18 protein-coding genes, 1 tRNA gene and 1 pseudogene are annotated in these 20,810 nt (G+C 66.3%); 14 read left to right on the top strand and 6 right to left on the bottom strand.

Annotation, left to right across the window (positions count from 1 at the left end; all coding sequences use genetic code 11):
• From Q0316_RS09125 to Q0316_RS09075, 11 genes are all read left to right on the top strand, one after another.
• On the top strand, positions 1-646 hold a 646-nt coding region (locus Q0316_RS09125), incomplete at its 5' end, for a gamma-glutamyltransferase (RefSeq protein ID WP_298671571.1).
• A 274-nt stretch (positions 647-920) separates the two neighbouring features.
• Positions 921-1,775, top strand: coding sequence for an AraC family transcriptional regulator (locus Q0316_RS09120; protein ID WP_298671568.1), 855 nt, complete (start codon positions 921-923; stop codon positions 1,773-1,775).
• Between the two features lie 300 nt (positions 1,776-2,075).
• Entirely contained in the window at positions 2,076-2,510 is a 435-nt protein-coding gene (locus Q0316_RS09115; RefSeq protein ID WP_298671566.1) for an Rrf2 family transcriptional regulator, read from the top strand.
• Positions 2,510-3,973: a Fe-S cluster assembly protein SufB gene (gene sufB / locus Q0316_RS09110; protein ID WP_298671563.1), complete on the top strand. Its 1,464-nt coding sequence runs from the start codon at positions 2,510-2,512 to the stop codon at positions 3,971-3,973. The genes Q0316_RS09115 and sufB overlap by 1 nt, the downstream gene beginning before the upstream one ends.
• Positions 3,970-4,254: a hypothetical protein gene (locus Q0316_RS09105; RefSeq protein ID WP_298671557.1), complete on the top strand. Its 285-nt coding sequence runs from the start codon at positions 3,970-3,972 to the stop codon at positions 4,252-4,254. The genes sufB and Q0316_RS09105 overlap by 4 nt, the downstream gene beginning before the upstream one ends.
• Positions 4,255-4,291: 37 nt before the next feature.
• Positions 4,292-5,035 (top strand): Fe-S cluster assembly ATPase SufC, encoded by a 744-nt coding sequence (gene sufC, locus Q0316_RS09100; protein WP_298671555.1) that lies wholly within the window; start codon positions 4,292-4,294, stop codon positions 5,033-5,035.
• Positions 5,035-6,108 carry a SufD family Fe-S cluster assembly protein gene (locus Q0316_RS09095; RefSeq protein ID WP_298671553.1) on the top strand — a complete coding sequence of 358 codons (1,074 nt, stop codon included), beginning with the start codon at positions 5,035-5,037 and terminating at the stop codon, positions 6,106-6,108. The genes sufC and Q0316_RS09095 overlap by 1 nt, the downstream gene beginning before the upstream one ends.
• Positions 6,105-7,316 (top strand): aminotransferase class V-fold PLP-dependent enzyme, encoded by a 1,212-nt coding sequence (locus Q0316_RS09090; protein WP_298671550.1) that lies wholly within the window; start codon positions 6,105-6,107, stop codon positions 7,314-7,316. Before Q0316_RS09095 ends, Q0316_RS09090 begins: the two co-directional genes overlap by 4 nt.
• Positions 7,313-7,783 (top strand): SUF system Fe-S cluster assembly protein, encoded by a 471-nt coding sequence (locus Q0316_RS09085; RefSeq protein WP_298671547.1) that lies wholly within the window; start codon positions 7,313-7,315, stop codon positions 7,781-7,783. Before Q0316_RS09090 ends, Q0316_RS09085 begins: the two co-directional genes overlap by 4 nt.
• Positions 7,783-8,139 carry an iron-sulfur cluster assembly accessory protein gene (locus Q0316_RS09080; RefSeq protein ID WP_298671544.1) on the top strand — a complete coding sequence of 119 codons (357 nt, stop codon included), beginning with the start codon at positions 7,783-7,785 and terminating at the stop codon, positions 8,137-8,139. Before Q0316_RS09085 ends, Q0316_RS09080 begins: the two co-directional genes overlap by 1 nt.
• Positions 8,140-8,186: 47 nt before the next feature.
• On the top strand, positions 8,187-9,806 hold the full coding sequence (locus Q0316_RS09075) for an alpha-D-glucose phosphate-specific phosphoglucomutase (protein ID WP_298671541.1): 1,620 nt from the start codon (positions 8,187-8,189) through the stop codon (positions 9,804-9,806).
• Here Q0316_RS09075 and glpK read toward each other — a convergent pair.
• Positions 9,799-11,286 (bottom strand): glycerol kinase GlpK, encoded by a 1,488-nt coding sequence (glpK, locus tag Q0316_RS09070; protein WP_298671538.1) that lies wholly within the window; start codon positions 11,284-11,286, stop codon positions 9,799-9,801. The genes Q0316_RS09075 and glpK overlap by 8 nt on opposite strands.
• An 83-nt stretch (positions 11,287-11,369) precedes the next feature.
• On the opposite strand from glpK, the gene Q0316_RS09065 reads away from it, so the two are divergent.
• The gene (locus Q0316_RS09065; protein WP_298671536.1) at positions 11,370-12,938 is read left to right on the top strand and encodes a glycerol-3-phosphate dehydrogenase; all 1,569 of its coding nucleotides are present in this window, start codon (positions 11,370-11,372) and stop codon (positions 12,936-12,938) included.
• Here the strand turns inward: Q0316_RS09065 and Q0316_RS09060 are convergent.
• From Q0316_RS09060 to Q0316_RS09050, 3 genes are all read right to left on the bottom strand, one after another.
• Positions 12,904-12,977 (bottom strand) — tRNA-Gly (locus Q0316_RS09060). The genes Q0316_RS09065 and Q0316_RS09060 overlap by 35 nt on opposite strands.
• 177 nt (positions 12,978-13,154) lie before the next feature.
• Positions 13,155-16,136 carry a TonB-dependent receptor gene (locus Q0316_RS09055; RefSeq protein ID WP_298671534.1) on the bottom strand — a complete coding sequence of 994 codons (2,982 nt, stop codon included), beginning with the start codon at positions 16,134-16,136 and terminating at the stop codon, positions 13,155-13,157.
• Positions 16,137-16,367: 231 nt separating this feature from the next.
• Complete coding sequence (locus tag Q0316_RS09050) at positions 16,368-16,547, bottom strand: hypothetical protein (RefSeq protein WP_298671531.1); 180 nt, start codon at positions 16,545-16,547, stop codon at positions 16,368-16,370.
• Positions 16,548-16,621: 74 nt separating this feature from the next.
• Between Q0316_RS09050 and Q0316_RS09045 the strand changes: the two genes are divergently transcribed.
• Positions 16,622-17,947, top strand: a complete 1,326-nt coding sequence (locus Q0316_RS09045; protein ID WP_298671528.1) for an MATE family efflux transporter — start codon at positions 16,622-16,624, stop codon at positions 17,945-17,947.
• 8 nt (positions 17,948-17,955) lie between these two features.
• Here Q0316_RS09045 and egtD read toward each other — a convergent pair whose 3' ends face one another.
• A complete protein-coding gene (gene egtD / locus Q0316_RS09040) occupies positions 17,956-18,933 on the bottom strand; it encodes an L-histidine N(alpha)-methyltransferase (RefSeq protein WP_298671526.1) in 978 nt (325 codons plus the stop codon).
• On the bottom strand, positions 18,933-20,213 hold the full coding sequence (gene egtB / locus Q0316_RS09035) for an ergothioneine biosynthesis protein EgtB (RefSeq protein ID WP_298671523.1): 1,281 nt from the start codon (positions 20,211-20,213) through the stop codon (positions 18,933-18,935). The genes egtD and egtB overlap by 1 nt, the downstream gene beginning before the upstream one ends.
• A 235-nt stretch (positions 20,214-20,448) precedes the next feature.
• Between egtB and Q0316_RS09030 the strand changes: the two are divergent.
• Positions 20,449-20,810, top strand: a pseudogene (locus Q0316_RS09030) (kynureninase); the annotation flags it as partial.

The following is a 20,810-nucleotide window of genomic DNA, read 5'->3' as shown; positions in this document are numbered from 1 at the left end:
CGGCCCGCCGCCCGCCGCAGGCACGCCGCCGGGCGCGACCGCCGCCGGCGCCGATCGCACGCTGGAGCCGACCGGCACCTCGCATTTCATCGTCGGCGATGCGCGCGGCAATGTCGTGTCGATGACCACGACGGTCGAATCGATCTTCGGCTCGGGCCGGATGGTCGATGGCTTCTTCCTCAACAATCAGATGACCGATTTCTCGTTCAGCCCGCGCGACGCGGATGGCCGTGCGGCGGCCAATGCGGTCGCGGCGGGCAAGCGCCCGCGCTCGTCGATGACGCCGCTGGTGCTGCTCGACGGCCAGCGCGGATTCGCCGGCGCGCTCGGCTCGGCGGGGGGCAATGCGATCCTCGCCTATGTCGGCAAGGCGCTGGTCGGCGCGGTCGATTGGGGGCTGCCGATGCAGGACGCGCTGGCGCTGCCCAATCTCGTCGCGCGCGGCGCCTCGTTCCAGGGCGAGGTCGAAAAGTTCCCGCCCGCGGTGCTCGCCGGGCTCGCCGCGCGCGGGGTGACGGTCAGGCCGGGGCAGGGCGAGGATTCGGGGCTGCAGGGCGTGATCGTGCGGGGTGGCCGGATCGACGGCGGCTATGATCCGCGCCGCGAAGGGCGGGTGCTGGTCGAATCGGTCCCCGCACCACGTTGATTCGTGCTCCGATATGCGCGGGCCGTGAATGATTTTTTCCGGATCATCAGCGGCGCGCGCGTCTATCTCCTTCAATTGTATGAAAGTCCGCCGCGAGACGACGAATCCGTCCAATACTTGGCGGGCGAAAGCGTGTCTAAAGGGCTTGCGACCCGAAGAGCTTCTGGAAACAGGGGTTCTCACCTGAACGGCCCGGCTGCTTTTGTGGCCGGGCCGCTTTTCTTTGCAGCGACAATGCGATAGAATCGCGCGATAAAACGGGGCGCACAGAAACGTGGCAGATATCAAGCTGGACTATGTCGTCCCAGCCGAGGATCTTCGGCCCTACGTCACGTTATTCTATCATTTCCGCGCGGACGTGCCGTTGTTCGAGGATGTCGAGCGCGCCGATCATGCGCAGCTTCGTTTCCGGCTGTCGCGCCGCGGTGCGAGCTATTCCTTCCCCGATGGCACGGTGCAGCCGGCCAGCGACGTGCATATCGTCGGGCCGACCAGCGGGGCGATGCGGACGCGGGCGGACGGGCCGGTCGAGGTGATCGGCATGGGGCTGCAACCGGCGGGCTGGGCGGCGCTGCTCCGGATCGACGCCTCGACCATGCTCAACCGCGCGCTGGACGGGGAGGCGTTCTTCGGCGCGGCGGTGCGGCGGGTGAGCGATCGGATGCGCGCCGCGAGCGGCACCGACGAAAAGGTGGCGATCGCCGCCGCCTTCGTGCGCGGCTCGATCGCGGGCGCGGATAGCGAGGCCCTGGCCTTCGCGCGGCAGATTGATGCCTGGCTGGCGGGCAGCGCCTCGCCCGATGTAGCCGCGCTGGTCGTGGCGAGCGGCGTCTCGCGCCGTCAGGTGGAGCGGCGCTGCAACGCGCTTTATGGCGCGCCGCCCAAATTGCTCGCGCGCAAATATCGCGCGCTGCGCGCCGCCGTCGCGCTGGCCAATGGCTCGACGACGCTGGACGATCTGATCGCCGAGGGCTTCTACGATCAATCGCATCTGATCCGCGAGTTGAAGCAATTCACCGGCCTCACCCCGCGCCAGCTCCGCACCGAGCCGAATCATCTCGCGCAACTCACCATGACGCAGCGGCTGGCGCTGGGCGGGCAGGTGCATCCGATCATTTCGGAAACTTGAGGCGCGGCGGCGCGGCGCCGCTCCAGCAAAGCTGGAGCCAGCAATAGCGCCGCCCGGCCGGCGGCGCCAAAGCGCCGACCGACGACGCGGCTTCGCCGCGTCGCGCCAACTCGACCCATCCTCCGTTCGCCCTGAGCTTATTGAACGGCTGCCTTTCCTTTCGAAGAAGGACAAGGCTTCGACAGGCCCAGCCCGAACAGGTAAAGGGACAGGAAGCACACCCCACGCTTGATTTCCCGCGCCAGTGCGACCATCTGCCCAATCGGAACGAATCAATCCGATTGGTCGAAGCCCGAGTTCATGCGCCTCTCCAGCCTTGCCGATTACGCGGTCGTCCTGATGGCCGCCGCCGCGCGCCATTGCGGCGGGGCGGGGCGATTGAACGCGACGCTGCTGGCGGAGGAAACCGGCGTGCCGCTGCCCACCGCGCAGAAACTGGTCAGCCGGCTTGCCGCCGCCGGGCTGATCGAAAGCGCGCGGGGCACCGGCGGCGGCTTTCGCCTGTCTCGCCCGCCCGCCGCGATCAGCCTTGCCGATATCGTGGAGGCGGTGGAAGGGCCGATCGCGCTCACCACCTGCGTCGAGACGGGCCATCATGATTGCGCCATCGAAGGGAATTGCCGCGTGAAGCCGCATCTGAATGTCGTGAACAATGCGGTGCGCGGCGCGCTCGCCGGGGTGACGCTGGCGACGCTTGCCACCGCGCCCGCCGCCCGTGAGGAGGTGATCGCGTAATGGCCACCAAGAACGCCGAGGCGCTCGCCGCCGTCTCCAAGAAATACGAATGGGGTTTCGCCACCGATATCGAGCAGGATTTCGCACCCAAGGGCCTGTCCGAAGATACGGTGCGCTATATCTCCGCCAAGAAGGGCGAGCCGCAATGGATGCTCGACTGGCGGCTGAAGGCCTATGCCAAATGGCTGGAGATGGAGAGCCCGCATTGGGCCAAGCTCAACATCCCGCCGATCGACTATCAGGATGCTTATTACTACGCCGAGCCGAAGCAGAAGAAGACGATAAGCTCGCTCGACGAACTCGATCCCGAAATCCGTCGCACCTATGAAAAGCTCGGCATCCCGATCGAGGAGCAGAAGGTGCTCGCCGGGGTGGAAGGCGCGCGCAAGGTCGCGGTCGATGCGGTGTTCGACAGCGTTTCCGTCGCCACCACCTTCCGCGAGGAATTGAAGGCGGCAGGCGTCATCTTCCTGTCGATCAGCGAGGCGATCCGCGAATATCCCGATCTGGTGAAGAAGTGGCTGGGCAAGGTCGTGCCGCAGCACGATAATTTTTTCGCGACGTTGAACAGCGCGGTCTTCTCCGACGGCACCTTCGTCTATGTGCCCGAAGGCGTGCGCTGCCCGATGGAACTGTCCACCTATTTCCGCATCAATGCCGAGAATACCGGGCAGTTCGAGCGCACGCTGATCGTGGCGGACAAGGGGGCTTACGTCTCCTATCTTGAAGGCTGCACCGCGCCGATGCGCGATGAAAACCAGCTTCACGCCGCCGTGGTCGAACTGGTCGCGCTTGACGATGCCGAGATCAAATATTCCACCGTGCAGAATTGGTATCCCGGCGACGAGAATGGCGTTGGCGGCATCTATAATTTCGTCACCAAGCGCGCGCTTTGCCAGGGCCGGAACAGCAAGGTTAGCTGGACGCAGGTGGAAACCGGCAGCGCGATCACGTGGAAATATCCAAGCTGCGTGCTGGCGGGCGAAAACAGCGTCGGCGAGTTTTACTCGGTCGCGGTGACGAACAACCGGCAGCAGGCCGATACCGGCACCAAGATGATCCACCTCGGCAAGGGATCGCGCTCGACGATCGTGTCGAAGGGGATCAGCGCGGGGCATAGCGACAACACCTATCGCGGCCTCGTCCGCGTCGCGCCCACCGCGGAGGGCGTGCGCAACTTCACGCAATGCGACAGCCTGTTGCTCAGCGATCAGTGCGGCGCGCACACCGTGCCCTATATCGAGGTGCGCAATCCCAGCGCGCAGATCGAGCATGAGGCGACGACCAGCAAGATCAGCGAGGATCAGTTGTTCTACGCCATGTCGCGCGGGCTGGATCAGGAAGCGGCGGTGGCGCTGATCGTCAACGGCTTCGCGCGCGAGGTGCTTCAGCAACTGCCGATGGAATTCGCGGTCGAGGCGCAGAAGCTGCTCGGCATTTCGCTTGAGGGGAGCGTGGGGTGATCCTGCTCCCGGCCATGCTGCTCCTCGCCCCGGCTGAAGCCGCGCCGCCGCCCGATGTTGTCGTGGCCGCGCTCCGGCGGCTGCGGATCGCGACGCGGGTGGAGGGCGGCAAGGTGCAGGCGTGTCAGGCGCGCGTGTCGAGCGGCGATGCGGATATCGACCGCACCGCGTGCGAGGCGACCGCCACCTGCTTCAACGGCGGCGTGACGCAGGCGGAGCCGCTCGCCGATTGCGTCGAGGTGAAGGTGGCCGCGTTCGTGCGGCGGCGCGACGGGCAATGAGCCGGGTGCGATACAGGAACTGGAAGAAGCGTTAGTCATGCTGAAGATTGAAAACCTCCACGCCGAAATCGACGGCAAGCCGATCCTGAAAGGGCTGACGCTCGCCGTGAACGCGGGCGAGATCCACGCGATCATGGGGCCGAACGGCGCGGGCAAGTCCACGCTCGGCTATGTGCTGGGCGGGCGCCCCGGCTATGAGGTGACGCAAGGATCGGTGACGTTCGCGGGGCAGGATCTGCTCGCGCTGGAGCCGCATGAGCGCGCCGCCGCCGGGCTGTTCCTGGGATTCCAGTATCCGGTCGAGATTCCCGGCGTGTCGAACGTCCAGTTCCTGCGCGAAAGCCTGAATGCGCAGCGTGCCGCGCGCGGCGAGAAGCCGTTGTCGGGGGCCGAGTTCCTCAAGCTCGCGCGCGAACAGGCGAAGCTGCTCGACATGGATGCCGAGATGCTCAAGCGCCCGGTCAACGTCGGCTTTTCCGGCGGCGAGAAGAAGCGCAACGAGATGGTGCAGATGGGCGTCATCGCGCCCCGGTTCGCGATCCTCGACGAAACGGATTCGGGCCTTGATATCGACGCGCTGCGCATCGTCGGCGATGGCATCAACCGCATCATGCGGCACGCGGACAAGGCCGTGCTGCTCATCACCCATTATCAGCGGCTGCTCGATTACGTGAAGCCCGATTTCGTCCACGTCCTCGATGACGGGCGCATCACGCGCACCGGCGGGCCGGAACTGGCGTTGCAGCTCGAACGCGAAGGCTATGTGGAGGTGGCGGCGTAATGAGCGCCGTGCTCGATCTTCCCTCCCCCCGCGAGGAGGCGTGGCGCTGGGCCGATCTCGGCGCGCTGGCGAGCGCCGCGACGCTCGCGCCGGTGGCGGCGCCCGAGGCCGATTTCCTTGATCTGCCCGGCGCCCGGCTGCTGTTCGTCGATGGCGTGCTCGATCAGGCGCGCAGCTCGCTCCACCGCGTGACGCTGGGTGAGATCGACGCGGGCACGCACCCGCTTGGCCGCCGCGCGAGCGGCACGGGCTGGGCGCTGCGGCTGGACGCGGCGGCGGCGGCGCATCCGGTGCAGATCATCCATGTCGCCACCGGCGGCCAGAGCCATCTGCCCGCCGAAATCGTGCTGGCGGACGATGCGGTGGCGGAGGTGGTGGAAACCTTCGTCGGCGCCGGCTGGGCGAATCGCTTCACCCGCGTAACGCTCGGCACGGGCGCGCGGCTGATGCGCTCGGTGCGGCTGCTCCAGTCGGCGGGCTTCGTCTCGCTGCGGGAGGAAGCGCGCGTCGCCGCTGCGGCTAGCCTCGTCACCATCTTCCTCGGCGTCGGCGGGCAGGGCAGCCGGATCGACGCGGAGCTGACGCTCGCGGGCGACGGCGCGTTCGTCGATTATGGCGGCGCGCTGCTCACCCGTGACGAGCAGCGGCAGGAATGCGCCGTCTCCGTCCGCCATGTCGCCCCCAACGGCGCCAGCAACCAGACGTGGCGCGCGGTGGCCGCCGATCGCAGCCAGACGAGCCTTGCCGCGCGCGTCGATGTCGCGCGCCATGCGCAGAAAACCGATGGCGTGCAGAGCCTGCGCGGCCTGCTGCTCGATCGCACCGCGACCGTGAACCTGAAGCCCGAGCTGGAGATTTTCGCCGACGACGTGAAATGCGCGCATGGCGCGACGGTGGGCGAACTCGATCAGCGCGCGTTGTTCTACATGCAGAGCCGCGGCATCCAGCGCGCGCGCGCCGAGGCGCTGCTCACCCACGCCTTCGTCGCGGATGCGATCGACCGGATCGGGCATGACGAGGTGCGCGCCGCGTTCGTCGCGGATGCGGATGCGTGGCTGGACGCGGCGCTATGACCGTGACCGCCGCCGAGCGCCCGCTTGACGTGGCGGCGGATTTCCCCGCCATCCCCGCCGGCTGGGCCTATCTCGATTCCGCCGCGACCGCGCAGAAGCCGCAGGTCGTGGTCGATGCGATCGCGCGCGGTTATGGCGAGAGCTATGCCACCGTGCATCGCGGCGTCTATCAGCGCTCCGCCGACATGACGCTCGCTTATGAGGCGGCGCGCGCGCGCGTGGCGCAATTCATCGGCGGCCAGCCGGACGAATGCATCTTCGTGCGCGGCGCGACCGAGGGGATCAACCTCGTCGCGCAATGCTGGGCGGCGAACACGCTCAAGCCGGGCGATCGCATCCTGCTCAGCCAGCTTGAGCATCATTCCAATATCGTGCCGTGGCAGATGGTGGCGGAGCGCGTGGGCGCTGCGATCGACGTGATCCCGCTCACCGCCGATCACCGGATAGACCTTGATGCGATGGCGGCGATGCTCAGGCCCGAGCACAAGCTCGTCGCGCTGGCGCATGTCTCCAACGTGCTCGGTTCGGTGCTCGATGCGCGGCGCGCCGCCGATCTGGCGCACGGGGTCGGCGCGAAAATCCTGATCGACGGGTGCCAGGCGGTCCCGCGCATGGCGGTGGATGTCGCGGCGCTCGATTGCGATTTCTACGTCTTTTCCGGGCACAAGCTCTATGGCCCCACCGGGATCGGCGTGTTGTGGGCGCGCGCCGAACTGCTCGATCAGATGCCGCCATGGCACGGCGGCGGCGCGATGATCGACCGCGTGACCTTCGCCAAGACCACTTATGCCCCGCCGCCCGCGCGGTTCGAGGCGGGCACGCCGCATATCATCGGGGTGATCGGGCTTCATGCCGCGATTGATTATGTCGCGGGGCTTGGGCTGGATCGCATCCACGCGCATGAGGCGGCGCTGGTGGCGGAGGCGCGCGCGCGGCTGTCGCAACTCAATTCGGTGCGGCTGCTGGGGCCGGCGGATTCTGCCGGAATCGTCTCCTTCACGGTCGATGGGGTGCATCCGCACGATGTCGGCACCATATTGGATGAGGCCGGGGTGGCGATCCGCGCCGGCCACCATTGCGCGCAGCCGCTGATGGGGGCGCTGGGCGTGGAGGCCACCGCGCGCGCCAGCTTCGGCGTGCATAACAATGCGGCGGATATCGACGCTTTGGTGAAGGGTATCGAGCGAGTGACGAGGATTTTCGGATGAACGACCCGATCCGCATCGAGGAAGTGGACGCCGTGGCGTCGCCGCCCAGGGCGCGCGTCGAGGATGCGAAGGAAACGGTGGGCGAGACGTTCGAGCGCAAGCGCGATTATCTCTCCGGCTTCCTCGCGCAAAAGCCGGTCGCCGCTTCGTCGGCTGAGCCGGGCGGCGCGCTTTACGAGGCGGTGCTCGATGCGCTGAAGGAAATCTACGATCCCGAAATCCCGGTGAACATCTATGATCTCGGGCTGATCTACGGCGTCGAGGTGACGGAAGACGGCCATGCCGCCATCACCATGACGCTCACCACGCCGCATTGCCCGGTGGCCGAATCCATGCCCGGCGAGGTCGAGATGCGCGTGAGCGCGGTGCCCGGCATCGCCTTCACCGATGTGAACCTCGTATGGGATCCGCCATGGGATCCGGCCAAGATGTCGGATGAGGCGCGGCTCGAACTGGGGATGTTGTGATGGGCGAGGTGAAGGCCCGCGCGCGCCCCGCCGCGCTGAACCTCACGCCCACCGCCGAGGCGCGGATCGCGGCGCTGATGGCGCGCGCGCCGGAAGGGGCGATCGGCGTCAAGCTCTCCACCCCGCGCCGGGGTTGCTCGGGCCTTGCCTATTCGGTCGATTACGTCAGCGAAGCGGTGGCGTTCGATGAGAAGATCGAAACGCCGGGCGGCACGCTCTATGTCGATGGCGGCTCGATCCTCTATCTGATCGGCTCGACGATGGATTGGGTGGAAGACGATTTCGCGGCGGGCTTCGTATTCGCCAATCCCAATGCCAAGGGCGCGTGCGGCTGCGGGGAAAGCTTCACCGTCTGAACGCGGCGGCGCTTGCCGGGGGCGGCCCGAGCGTGCTTCAAGCCGGCATGATCGAAACCATCGCCACCACCCCTTATCCCGATCAGCGGCCGGGCACGTCGGGCCTGCGCAAGAAGGTCCGTGTTTTCCAGCAGCCGCATTATGCGGAAAATTTCATCCAGTCGGTGTTCGACGTGGTGGAGGGGAAAGAGGGCGCGACGCTGGTGATCGGCGGCGACGGGCGTTTCCTCAACCGCGACGTGATCGGAAAAGCGATCCGCATGGCGGCGGCGAATGGCTTTGGCCGGGTCGTGGTGGGGCAAGGCGGCATCCTCTCGACGCCCGCCGCCTCGCATCTGATCCGCAAGCTGGGGGCGATCGGCGGGCTGATCCTGTCCGCCAGCCACAATCCCGGCGGCCCGGATGAGGATTTCGGGATCAAGTATAATATCGCCAACGGCGGCCCCGCGCCGGAGAAAGTCACCGAGGCGATTGTCCACAGAACCGCCGCGATCGACACGTTTCGTATCGCGAACGTACCGGATGTGGACATAGACACACCGGGAATGTCCACGGTCGCCGGTCTCGAAGTCGAGGTGATAGACCCGGTTGCCGATTATGCGGACCTGATGGAGCATCTGTTCGATTTCGCCGCGATCCGCCGCGCCGGGCTCAGCATGAAGTTCGATGCGATGAGCGCGGTAACCGGGCCTTATGCGATTGAAATCCTTGAACGAAGATTGGGGTTCGCGCCGGGCACGGTGTTGAATGGCGTGCCGCTGGAGGATTTCGGCGGCCATCATCCCGATCCCAATCTGGTCCATGCGCGCGCGCTTCATGATCTGATGATGGCGCCCGACGCGCCCGATTTCGGCGCGGCCTCCGATGGCGATGGCGATCGTAACCTCATCATCGGGCGCGGTATTTTCATCACCCCGTCGGATAGCCTCGCGATGCTCGCCGCCAATGCGCATCTCGCGCCGGGCTATGCCGCCGGGCTTAAGGGAATCGCGCGTTCGATGCCGACCAGCGCGGCGGCGGATCGCGTCGCCGCCGCGCTCGGGCTGCCCGCGTTCGAAACACCAACCGGCTGGAAGTTCTTCGGAAATCTGCTCGATGCCGGGATGGCGACGATCTGCGGAGAGGAGAGCGCGGGCACAGGCTCCGATCATGTCCGCGAAAAGGATGGGCTGTGGGCGGTGCTGCTATGGCTCAACATTCTCGCCGTCACGGGCAAGCCGGTGGCGCGGATCGCGCGCGATCACTGGGCGCGCTTCGGCCGGAATTATTACGCGCGGCACGATTATGAAGCGATCGAAAGTACACAGGCGGATGCGCTGATGGTCGAATTGCGCGCCGCGAGCGTCCGCCTCCCAGGCCGCACCTTCGGCGCGCTCACCGTCGCGGCGGCGGACGATTTCGCCTATCATGATCCGGTCGATGGCTCGGTCAGCGAGCGGCAGGGCGTCCGTGTGCTGTTCGAAGGCGGCAGCCGCGTCGTGTTCCGCCTCTCGGGCACCGGCACGAGCGGCGCCACCTTGCGCGTCTATCTCGAACGCTATGAGCCGGTGGGCGGCACGCTCGACGCCGATACGACCGCGATGCTCGCGGACCTCGCCGCCGCCGCCGAGGCGATCGCCGGCATCACCCGCCACACTGGCCGCACCGCGCCCGACGTCATCACCTGAGCAACGTCCGGCGCAGCGCGTCGCGCCAGCCGGCGATCAGCGGCGCGCGCGTCTCCGCCGACATGGCGGGCGCGAAACACGCCTCACGCGACCAGAGCGAAGCCAGTTCGTCGAGGCCAGACCACAGGCCCGCCGCCAGCCCGGCGTGGAACGCGGCGCCGCGCGCGGTGGTCTCAAGATCATGCGGGCGCTCCACCGGCGCTTCGAGCAGATCGGCGAGGAACTGGCACAGCCAGTCGTTCGCCGCCATCCCGCCATCGACGCGCAGCATCGCCGGTCGCGTGCTGCCGTCCTCCACCATCGTCGTGACCAGATCGAGCGTCTGATAGGCCACCGCCTCCAGCGCGGCGCGCGCGAGATGCGCCTGGGTCGACCCCAGCGTCAGCCCGAAGATCGCGCCGCGCGCGTCCGGCGCCCAATGCGGCGCCCCCAGGCCTACGAAAGCCGGAACCACATAGACACCGCCATTGTCCGGCAGCCGCGTCGCCATGCCATCGGTGTCGCTGGCGTGGGCGATAACGCCGATCCCGTCGCGCAGCCATTTGATCGCCGCGCCAGCGACGAAGATTGATCCTTCCAGCGCATATGTCGTCCGCCCGGCGATGCGATAGGCCGGCGTGGTCAGCAGCCGATGGTCGGAAAGGATCGCCTGTTCGCCGGTATTGAGCAGCATGAAGCAGCCCGTGCCATAGGTCGCCTTGGCGCTGCCCGGCGCGAAACAGGTCTGGCCGAACAGCGCCGCCTGCTGATCCCCGGCGATCCCCGCGACGGGGATTTCGGCATCGAACAGCCCCGGTGCTGTGCTGCCATAAATGTGTGCATTGTCATGCACTTCTGGCAGCAGCGCGCGCGGCACTCCGAACAGGCGGCACATCTCATCGTCCCAGCAATTCTCGCGGATATTCCACAAGGAGGTGCGCGAGGCGTTGGTAACGTCGGTGGCGTGGACCTTCCCGCCGGTCAGCCGCCACAACAGGAAACTGTCGATCGTGCCGAACGCGAGTTCGCCGCGTTCCGCCCGCGCGCGCGCGCCGGGCACGTTATCGAGCATCCAGGCGATCTTGGTCGCGGAGAAATAGGGGTCGATCAGCAGCCCGGTGCGCGCGCGCACCTCCTGTTCCGCGCCCGCCTCCTTGAGCCGCTGGCAACGCTCCGTCGTGCGCCGGTCCTGCCACACGATCGCGCGGTGGATCGGGCGGCCGCTCCCGCGTTCCCATATGAGCGTCGTCTCGCGCTGGTTGGTGATGCCGATCGCGGCGATTCCGCCCGCGCCGACGCCGCTTTTCGCGATCGCCGCGCGCGCGGTGGCGAGCGTATCGCGCCAGATGTCCTCCGGATCATGCTCGACCCAGCCGGGGGCGGGATAATGTTGCTGAAATTCCACCTGCGCGGTGGCGATGCGGCGGGCGCCCTGATCGAAAACGACGCTGCGGGTCGAGGTCGTGCCCTGGTCGATCGCCAGGATATGCGTCTTCCCCACCCGTGTCTCTCCACCGCCATGCTCGGCTCGATGCTCGATTTTTTTTGTTCGCCCGTCAACGATTTGCGCCTTAGCCTGCGCGCATGAACGATGAGACGACGCGCGATACGGTCGATCTGCTGGTGGTTGGCGGCGGGATCAACGGGGCGGGGATCGCGCGCGATGCGGCGGGGCGCGGCCTTTCCGTGCTGCTGGTCGAGCAGGATGATCTAGCCAATTACACCTCGTCCGCCTCGACCAAGCTGATCCACGGCGGGCTGCGCTATCTCGAATATGGCGAATTCCGGCTGGTGCGCGAGGCGCTGATCGAACGTGAACGATTGTGGGGGATGGCGCCGCATATCATCTGGCCGGCGCGCTTCGTGCTGCCGCAGACGCATTCGCCGCGCCCGGCGTGGATGGTCCGGCTCGGGCTGTTTCTCTACGATCATCTTGGCGGCCGCAAGAAACTGCCGGGGACGGAGACGATCCGGCTCGATCGCAGCGCCTATGGCGCCGGGCTGGCCGATCCGCGCGGCACCGCGTTCGTCTATTCCGATTGCCGGGTGGACGACAGCCGGTTGGTGGTGCTCAACGCGCGCGACGCGGCGGATCGCGGCGCCGATATCCGCACGCGCACCCGCCTGATAGCGGCACGGCGCGATGGCGATGGCTGGCTTGCGACGATCGCGGACGCTGCCGGCGAAAGCAGCGTCCGCGCGCGCATTCTCGTCAATGCCACCGGGCCATGGGTGGCCGATGTGCTAGCGCGCGTGCCCGGCGCGCGGGCCGATCGCGCGGTGCGGCTGGTGAAGGGCAGCCATATCGTCGTGCCCCGGCTTTATGAGGGCGATCACGCTTTCATGCTGCAAAACGCCGATCGCCGCATCGTCTTCACCTTGCCTTATCTGGATGGCTTCACGCTGATCGGCACCACTGATGAACCGTGGCAGGGCGAGCCGGCGCGCGCGGAGATCAGCGATGGTGAAACGCGCTACCTGCTCGATACCGTGAACAATTATTTCGCGCGCAAGCTGAACGAAGCGGATATCGTGTGGAGCTATGCCGGCATTCGCCCGCTCTACGATGACAAGGCCGGCAACGCTTCCGCCGTCACCCGCGATTATGTGCTCGATCTCGACGCGGGGGAGGGACGTGCGCCGCTGCTGAGCGTGTTCGGCGGCAAGATCACCACCTATCGCAAGCTGGCGGAACACGCGATGCAGCATCTCGCGCCCTATCTGCCCGGCGCCAGGCCGGCATGGACAGCGGATGCGCCACTCCCCGGCGGCGACATGCCGGGCGCAGATTTCCACGCCTTCCTCGCGCGCATCGAACGGGAACGACCGGAGTTGCCGCAAGCACTGCTCCGCCGCCTCGCACATGCTTATGGCACGCGGATCGACATGCTGCTCGGCGATGCCGCCACACCCGCCGATCTGGGCGAAGATTTCGGCGGCGGGCTGACCGCACGCGAGGTCGATTATCTCAGCGCGCAGGAATGGGCACGGACGGCGGAGGACGTGCTCTTTCGCCGGAGCAAACTGGGGCTTCGCGCGTCGGGTGGAACCAGCGAACGCCTCGCCGCCTATCTCGCGGGGGCTGGCGACGCTATCGGGATGTCCTGCGATCAGGAAATGGAGCGGGTGAAGGGAATCGAACCCTCGTCGTAAGCTTGGGAAGCTTCTGCTCTACCATTGAGCTACACCCGCAACGCGCTGAAAGTGCGTGCCTTCGGCTGGTATCGTACTGTCGTTCCGGGCGGCATTGCATCGGAAGTCCAGTGCGGTGCGGCGGGCCATAGTCGGGCGCGGCGCGCGGCGCAAGTGGGCCGATGCGGGCGAAGATATGTCGCCCGCGTCGGCCATCCGTTGCAGACCCCGATCAGCTCAGAATCTCACCCGCGCCGCGACGCTGAAATAGCGCCCCATGATTCCCGAAAAGTACGTCCTTGTGCTGCCGCCGAGCGGGGCGGGATAGGGCGGGGTCGCGTCGAACACATTGTCGACGATGAATTTCAGCCCGAACCGATCGTTCACTTTCAGGCCCAGCGTGGCGTTGAAAAGCCACCAGTCGCTCACGCCGGTGATGTCCGTGGCGTTCGGCGCGGCATCCATGTTGAACTTGCCCTTGCCGACATATTGGGCCTGCAACAGCAGGTTGAGCGATTTGTTGTCATAGCTCAAGTTGGCCGTGCCCGAATGGCGCGGATATCCCACTTCGCCGGCGATATGGGTGATGTCGTCGGTGCCGATCCGTGTTTCCAGCTTGTCGCGATAGAAATAATTCACCGCCACGCCGAGCACGCCCGCATTTTCGATCCCGATGCGCTCCAGCGGCAAACGATAGGATGCGGTGGCTTGCAGCCCGGTAGTCCTGTAGCTCGCCGCGTTATAATAGCCCTCGCGGATCGTGGTGAGTTGCCCGTTGGCATCGCGATTGAACAATTTGCAGAACGCGTTGGGATAGCTCGTGGAATCATAGCAGGCGTTCAGGATCGCGGCGCCGTTCAGATTGACGATCGCATCCTTGAGGCTGATGCTCACCCAATCGACCGCGAGCGAGAAGCTGCGCGCGAAACGCGGCTGGATGACCGCGCCGATCGTCCAGCTATTCGCTTTTTCATTGCGCAGATCGGGGTTGCCGCCGACCGTTACGGGAATGTACAAATTGCTGAAATTAGATGAGAATGTGGCGGTGTTGATTCCTGCTGCGGTGCAATTCGCCTTGCGCACCGCCGGGTTCGGCCCGTTGCCGACGAAGCGCGCGTCGCACGGGTCGGCGCCGGCGTCATAGGCTTGCGAGCTGGGGTTGAAGGCTTCGGTGATCGCGGGCGAGCGGATCGAGCGGGTGAAATTGCCCCGGAATGTCACGTCGGGCACGAAGCCGATGCGGCCGCCGGCGCTCCAGGTGAGATCGCCCCCCGAAAGCGAATTGCGGACATAGCGCGCGGAGCCGTCGAATTCGAGCGTATGCAGCCAGTTGAGGCCGTTCTTCGCGGTGACGAACGGCACGACGAGTTCGCCGAACACCTCGTTGGTGTGATATTTGCCCGCCACGGGGTCGACCGGGATCGAACGCCCGAACGGCTGGCGCGAGCCATCCGGTTGCGGCGCGCCATAGAAATACGCGCCCGGATCGAACCGGGTCTTCTCCTCGCGATGTTCATAACCGGCGACGATATTCACGTCGTTGCCGAGCAGCGTGAACGCCGGCCCCTTGATATTGGCGTTGAACACGATCTGCTCGTTGATCGAGCGCGGTGTGGCGGTGGCGAAGATATAATCGCGCGCGGCCTTGCTCGCCAGGCCGGCGCCGAGGATGTTGAGCGGCGCGCAGGCCGAACTGATCGTTTTGATCTGCGCATTCACCGCGCCGGGCCGGCAGATGATGTTGCCCGATCCGTCGACCACCGCATCGAGCGCGTTGAGGAAATTCTGCTGCACCAGCTTGTCGACGCGCCCGTCCATCTGCGAGCGGCCATAGACTGCGGAGGTCTCCCATCGGAAATCGCGACCGAGCAGCCCGACCGTGCCGTCGAAGCCGCCGACGAAGCGCCAGGTCTCGACTGTTGCCTCGGCCCGGCCGGTCGTCAGATCGGAGAGCGCGCGGCCAAGGTAGAATTGCTGCTGTCCCGCGGGAAGATTGGCCGCGATCGTCGCGCGATCGGCGGCGGAGAGATACGGATTGTCGAGGCGGATGGCGATATTGCCGTTGATCGTGCCCGCCGCATCGAACAACGCGGAGTTGTAATTCGGCTCGTCGATCAGGTTCACGCTCTTTGAGCGCGCGTACCAGCCTTCGGCGAAAAAGCGAACATTGTCCGTAACCTGATAGCTTGCCTGAATATTGCCCAGATATCGTTCGGAACTGGTCAGCAGGTTTGACTGGGCCGCCATGTCGAAACCGTTGCCGCCGCTGCTGATGAAGCCCTGGCGCATGACCGTGCCGAGATCGAGCGGTACGAGTGTTCCGCCCGATCCGAACTGGAGCAACTGGCCCGCCGAATTGCGGATGCCGGAGCGCGCGGCGAGATAATCGTCCGCCGCAAAGGGAACGCCGCCGGCGGTGAAAGCGGTGAAGCGCCGTGCGGGGAGCACGATCTGGGCATAAGGCGAGTTGAACGAGGCGGGCGGGGTGGCGAAGAAATCGCCGCGCGCGGTGATCGCGCGATCGGTGGCGGCCAGCCCGCTGCCGCGATCATATTCGCCGGAGATGGTGATATTGCCGCGCCCGCCCGCGAAATTCCTGCCGGCCAATATGCTGAACTGCTTGTTCGGCGCATCGCCGCGCTGGGAAATGCCGCTCTGGCCTTCCAGCTCCAGCCCCTCGTAATCGCGCTTCAGGATGACGTTGACGGTGCCCGCGATCGCATCCGATCCGTAGATCGGCGCGCCGCCGATCGAGACCGTCTCGATCCGCTCGATCAGCGAGGTGGGGATATTGTTGAGATCGACCTGCGTGCCGGGATTGACCGGGCCGAAGATGGTGGCGGTGTTCGACGAGACGAAACGCCGCCCATCGACCAGCACCAAGGTACGCTGCGAGCCAAGGCCGAAGAAATCGACGAAAGTTTGCCCCGGCCCGAACGGAGATTGCGTGCCGGCGCTGTTGTTGCCGGCGGGGCCGAAGGCGGGGATTTCGCTCAACGCCTGGCCGACATTGGTGTAGCCGCGATTTTCGATCTGCGCCGCGCCGATCACCTGGGTGGGCTGGACGGTATCGAATTCCGGCCGCGCGATGCGCGAACCCGTCACCACGATGTCAGGGGTGCCGGCTTGATCCGCATCCGGTCGCGCGGCCCGCTCGGTGGCGTCGGACGCGCCAGTCTGCGCGAGGGCGGGGCTTGCGATGAGAAGCAGCGCGCTCACGCTCGCTCCCCGCATGATGCGGGCTCGCGCCGATGCCGTCTTCATATGCAATCCCTTTGTAAATGCTGTTGTTTCGGTCCGCTCGCTCCGAGCCGCCGCGCGGCGGCTGGCGATAGCGTTGCAATCGAGGGAAACGCCGCCTTTTCGCACCGCAATCACGCAACACGCTCCGAAGCCTCGGTTCGACTCGGACACGGCCCATGGACGGGCTTCCTTTACAAAAGGTAACTGTCAGTGCTCACGGTGACGGCCATCATCGGTCACCGCGCCCGCGTCGATCCCGCCCGCCATAAGGAACGATGGCCGGGCCGCGATGATCGCATCCGTCGGCGCCCGGACACGCGACACTATTGCCGCCGCAACACCGCCGCCGGGATGCTGATCCGGGCAGACGTTTGGAGCATCATCCATCGGAGAAAGCGTCGCGCGAAATTTCACGCGCCGGGCGTGGCGCGATGCGCCGGTTCATGGGATCAGGCGCCGTTATGAGCCAACTCACGCGCGGCATGGTATTCGCTCAGGCATGGCCGATCATCCTCGGCCAGGCGCTGGTGCCGCTGGTCGGCGTGGTTGACGCCACCGTTATCGGGCGAACCGGCGATGCCGCGGCATTGGCGGGCGTGGCGCTGGGTGTCACAACCGTGAATCTGATTTTCTGGGCGTTCGGCTTCCTGCGGATGGGGGTTACCGGGCTTACCGCGCAGGCGCTCGGCGCGGGCGATGGGGAGGAACTGCGCGCTTTGCTGGTCCGCGCGCTGTTCCTTGGGCTGGGGCTTGGTGTGGCGTTGCTGCTGGTGTCACCGGCGATCGTGCCGCTCGCATTGTCACTGATGCACGTTCCGGCGCCGGCGGCGGATGCCGCTTATGGTTTCACCACCGCGCGTTTTTATGGCGCGCCCGCCGCGCTTGGCTTTTATGTCCTCAACGGCTGGCTGCTCGGGCTTGGCCGGACCCGGCTCGCGCTTGCCTGTCAGATCGTGTTCAACGGCGTCAATATCACGCTGGACGTGTTGTTGGTCGGCGCTCTGGGCCTTGGCGCGCGCGGGGCGGGGATCGGCACGTCGCTCGCGGAATGGGTTGCCCTGGCGATCGGGTTGTGGGCGGCGCGGCGCGTGCTCGGCCCCGGCTGGTGGCGGATCGAGCGGCGCATGGTGTTCGATCCGCGCGCGTTTCGCCGGCTGCTCGCGATCAACGCCGATATCATGATCCGTACCGTGGCATTGCTGCTGCTGTTCACCTGGTTCGCACGCGCCGGCGCGCGGCTGGGCACGGTGCCGCTCGCGGCCAATCATGTATTGATGCTGTTCGTCAGCATGAGCGCGTTCGTGCTCGATGGCTTCGCCTTTACCGCCGAGGCGCGGGTTGGCGCCGCGATCGGGGCGGGGTCGCGCGCGGGGATGCTGCGCGCCGCGCGGCTGACCGGCGAGTTTTCGCTGGTGGGCGCGTTGCTGTTCGCCGCCGGCATCGCCGTTACCGGGCCATGGCTGATCCCGCTGGTGACGCGTGATCCCGCAGTGCAGGCGCAGGCGATCGCGCTGCTGCCCTATTGCGCGCTGGTGCCGCTCCTCGGGATGCCGAGCTGGCTGCTCGACGGGATATTCATCGGCGCGACCCAAGGCGCGACATTACGCAACGCCGCGATCGTCACGCTGGGGCTTTACCTCGCTACCGACATGATATTGCGGGGGCAAGGTGAAGCGGGCGTCTGGATCGCCCTGCTGGCGAGCTATCTCTATCGCGCGGCGGCGCTGGGCGTGGCGCTGCCGCGACTTGTCGGGCGCGTCGGGGCGTCACCGGCGCGTTATGGCTGACAGGCCGGTCACGGCGCGCGGCGCTGCGCTTGCGCCTCGGCCAGATAGATCGCGAACATGTCGTCAGGGTCGGTCCATTCGGCAAGCGGGGTCCAGCCGCCGGTGCGCAGCAGCAAGCGGGCATCGCGCGGGCCATATTTATGGCTGTTCTCGGTATGGATCGTTTCACCGCGCGCGATCTCGAATATCCGCCCGGCAATGGCGAAGGCGATATCGCGTGTCGCCTCCAGATGCATTTCGATCCTGGCGCGCGCCGCGTTCCAGATCGCGCGGTGGCGAAAGGCATCGAGCGGGATCGAGCCATCAAGCTCGTGATTGATGCGTGCGAGCAGATTGAGATTGAACGCCGCGGTGACGCCGCGGGTATCGTCATAGGCGCGCTCCAGCGTTGCCTGATCCTTGATCCGATCCATCCCGATCAGCAGCAGCGCGCCCTCGCCGAGCGCGCGGCGCATCATGCGCAGCAGATCGGTGGAGGCGAACGGGATCAGATTGCCGATGGTCGATCCGGGGAAAAAGCCTAGCTTGGGCAGGCCGCGTACCTCCGTGGGCAAGGCGATCGGTTTCAGGAAATCGGTCGCGAGCGGATGGATCGGCAGGTGCGGAAAGCGCAGCGACAGCGCCTGTGAGGATTCGCGCAGGAACTCGCCGGAGATGTCGATCGGAACATAGGCCGACGCGCGGACCGCTTCGAGCAGAAGCGGCGTCTTCGCCGACGATCCCGATCCGAACTCGATCACCGCGTGGCCATGCCCGGTGTGCGAGGCGATCTGCCCGCCGATTGCGCGAAGCAGCGCGGTTTCGATCCGCGTCGGATAATATTCGGGAAGGGCGGTGATCGCCTCGAACAATTCCGAGCCGCGATGATCGTAGAACCAGCGCGCGGGGATCGCGCGCGGACGCTGGCACAGACCATCGAGTACGTCGGCGAGGAATGCCGGGTTAGGGGCGGCGATCGTGTCGGCATCCATTTCGCGTTTGAGCATCACAGATCCTTTGCGAGGCGGACGCCGGTGAACTGCCACCGCTGATGCGGGTAGAAGAAATTCCGGTAACTGGCACGCAGGTGGCCGCGCGGGGTGGCGCATGATCCGCCACGCAGCACGAACTGGCCGCTCATGAACTTGCCATTATATTCGCCGACCGCGCCGGCGGCAGGTCTGAAGCCGGGGTAGGGGCGAAAGGCGCTGCCGGTCCATTCCCACACGTCGCCAAAGAAAGCCGGGCCGGTGGAGGCATGTGGCTCGACCGGGCCGGGCTGGTCGAGCTGGTTGCCGGCGGCGCAATCGTGCGTGCTGGCGGCGACCTCCCATTCCGCCTCGGTCGGCAAACGCGCGTCGGCCCAACTGGCATATGCGTCGGCCTCGAAGAAGCTGATATGCGTCACCGGCGCGGCAGGGTCGATCGGGTGGCGCCCGTTCAGCCCGAAACGCGTCCACCCTGTATGGCGCTTTTCCCAATAGAGCGGCGCGCAAACGCCCTCGCGCCGTACCCAGGCCCAGCCATCCGACAGCCAGTGCGCTGGCGTCGAATAGCCGCCGTCGGCGATGAAATCCGCCCATTCGCCATTGGTCACGGTGCGCGTGGCGATCGCGTGCGGGGCGAGCAGCGTTGGATGGCGCGGGCATTCGCAATCGAATGCGAAACCGGGGCCATCATGGCCGATCCATGCTTCGCCGCCCGGATGCGCGATCCACGCCGCCGGCCCCGGCACGATCGCGGGGCGGCGGGGGGCGGCGGGCCATAATGGCGGCTCGATCGGGTTTTGCGCGAACAGGTGGAGGATGTCGGTCAACAGCAATTCCTGATGCTGCTCCTCGTGGTGACAGCCCAGCCGCACGAGATCGCGCGCATCCGCCGGCAATCGCGGCAGCGCATCGAGCAGCGCGCCGTCAATCGCGCGGCGATAGGCATATATCTGCTCCAGCGTCGGGCGGCTAATCATGCCACGCCGCGCGCGATGGTGCCGCTGCCCCTCCGCTTCGTAATAGCTGTTGAACAGAAACGGGAAGCGATCGTCATACAGCCGATAACCGGGGACGAAATCGCGCAGCACGAAGGTTTCGAAGAACCATGTCGTATGCGCCAGATGCCATTTCGCGGGGGAGGCATCCTCCATCGACTGCACGGTGGCATCGGCATCGGACAGCGGCGCCGCCAGCGCGGCGGTCAATTCGCGCACGGCAACGTAACGCTCCCCGAGCGACGCCGCGGCGGGGCGGGCAGTCGGCGGCCTGTTCTCCTTGCTCACGCTTTCGATCGTCATCGGGCTGCACCAATCGGACGAGGGAGGCTCCGGCGCGCAATGTCGCCCGAACGCGACGGAAAGCCTCAGAACGCAGCCACCACCGAATTTGTTCACGCATCGGAACAGTTGGGCGTTGCTGGCGCTCCATCCCGGTTCGCGCCGGGCGAGGCATTCCCTCGCGAGGAATATTGAGGCGCGATGCCGCGCGCTGCGCTATCCGCGCAATCGTCCTGGAAGAAAACGGTGTGTCCTGATGCGGTTCGAAAAGCGGAGCGAGGAAATCCCTACGGAAATTTCGCGCGACTGGTGCGTCGCGCGCGATCAGGCGGATTCGCTGGCGGGATTCCGCGATGCGTTCCTGATCCCCGATGGGGTGATCTATCTCGACGGCAATTCGCTTGGCGCGATGGCCGATGCCGCGCCGGCCCATGCCGCGCGCGTGGTGGAGCGCGAATGGGGCGGCGATCTGATCCGGAGCTGGAACAGCGCCGGCTGGTTCGATCTACCGGTGACGCTGGGCGACCGGCTCGCCCCGCTGATCGGGGCCGATGCGGGCGAAGTGGTGGTGACCGACAACACCAGCACAAACCTGTTCAAATTGTTGTGGGCGGCGAG

The organism is uncultured Sphingomonas sp. (genome assembly GCF_937871615.1).
GTDB lineage: Bacteria > Pseudomonadota > Alphaproteobacteria > Sphingomonadales > Sphingomonadaceae > Sphingomonas.
Note: the sequence above shows the minus strand (reverse complement) of the source record. Positions and strands in the feature narration are given on the sequence as shown.

Excerpts from the sequence above, each read along its gene's own strand:
- Q0316_RS09075 (WP_298671541.1), top strand. The coding sequence starts at position 8,187 with ATGATCGAAACCATCGCCACCACCCCTTATCCCGATCAGCGGCCGGGC.
- Q0316_RS09050 (WP_298671531.1), bottom strand. The coding sequence starts at position 16,547 with ATGGATGATGCTCCAAACGTCTGCCCGGATCAGCATCCCGGCGGCGGT.
- Q0316_RS09085 (WP_298671547.1), top strand. The coding sequence starts at position 7,313 with ATGAACGACCCGATCCGCATCGAGGAAGTGGACGCCGTGGCGTCGCCG.
- Q0316_RS09115 (WP_298671566.1), top strand. The coding sequence starts at position 2,076 with ATGCGCCTCTCCAGCCTTGCCGATTACGCGGTCGTCCTGATGGCCGCC.
- Q0316_RS09065 (WP_298671536.1), top strand. The coding sequence starts at position 11,370 with ATGAACGATGAGACGACGCGCGATACGGTCGATCTGCTGGTGGTTGGC.
- sufB (WP_298671563.1), top strand. The coding sequence starts at position 2,510 with ATGGCCACCAAGAACGCCGAGGCGCTCGCCGCCGTCTCCAAGAAATAC.
- Q0316_RS09090 (WP_298671550.1), top strand. The coding sequence starts at position 6,105 with ATGACCGTGACCGCCGCCGAGCGCCCGCTTGACGTGGCGGCGGATTTC.
- Q0316_RS09045 (WP_298671528.1), top strand. The coding sequence starts at position 16,622 with ATGAGCCAACTCACGCGCGGCATGGTATTCGCTCAGGCATGGCCGATC.
- egtD (WP_298671526.1), bottom strand. The coding sequence starts at position 18,933 with ATGCTCAAACGCGAAATGGATGCCGACACGATCGCCGCCCCTAACCCG.
- Q0316_RS09095 (WP_298671553.1), top strand. The coding sequence starts at position 5,035 with ATGAGCGCCGTGCTCGATCTTCCCTCCCCCCGCGAGGAGGCGTGGCGC.
- sufC (WP_298671555.1), top strand. The coding sequence starts at position 4,292 with ATGCTGAAGATTGAAAACCTCCACGCCGAAATCGACGGCAAGCCGATC.
- egtB (WP_298671523.1), bottom strand. The coding sequence starts at position 20,213 with ATGACGATCGAAAGCGTGAGCAAGGAGAACAGGCCGCCGACTGCCCGC.
- Q0316_RS09080 (WP_298671544.1), top strand. The coding sequence starts at position 7,783 with ATGGGCGAGGTGAAGGCCCGCGCGCGCCCCGCCGCGCTGAACCTCACG.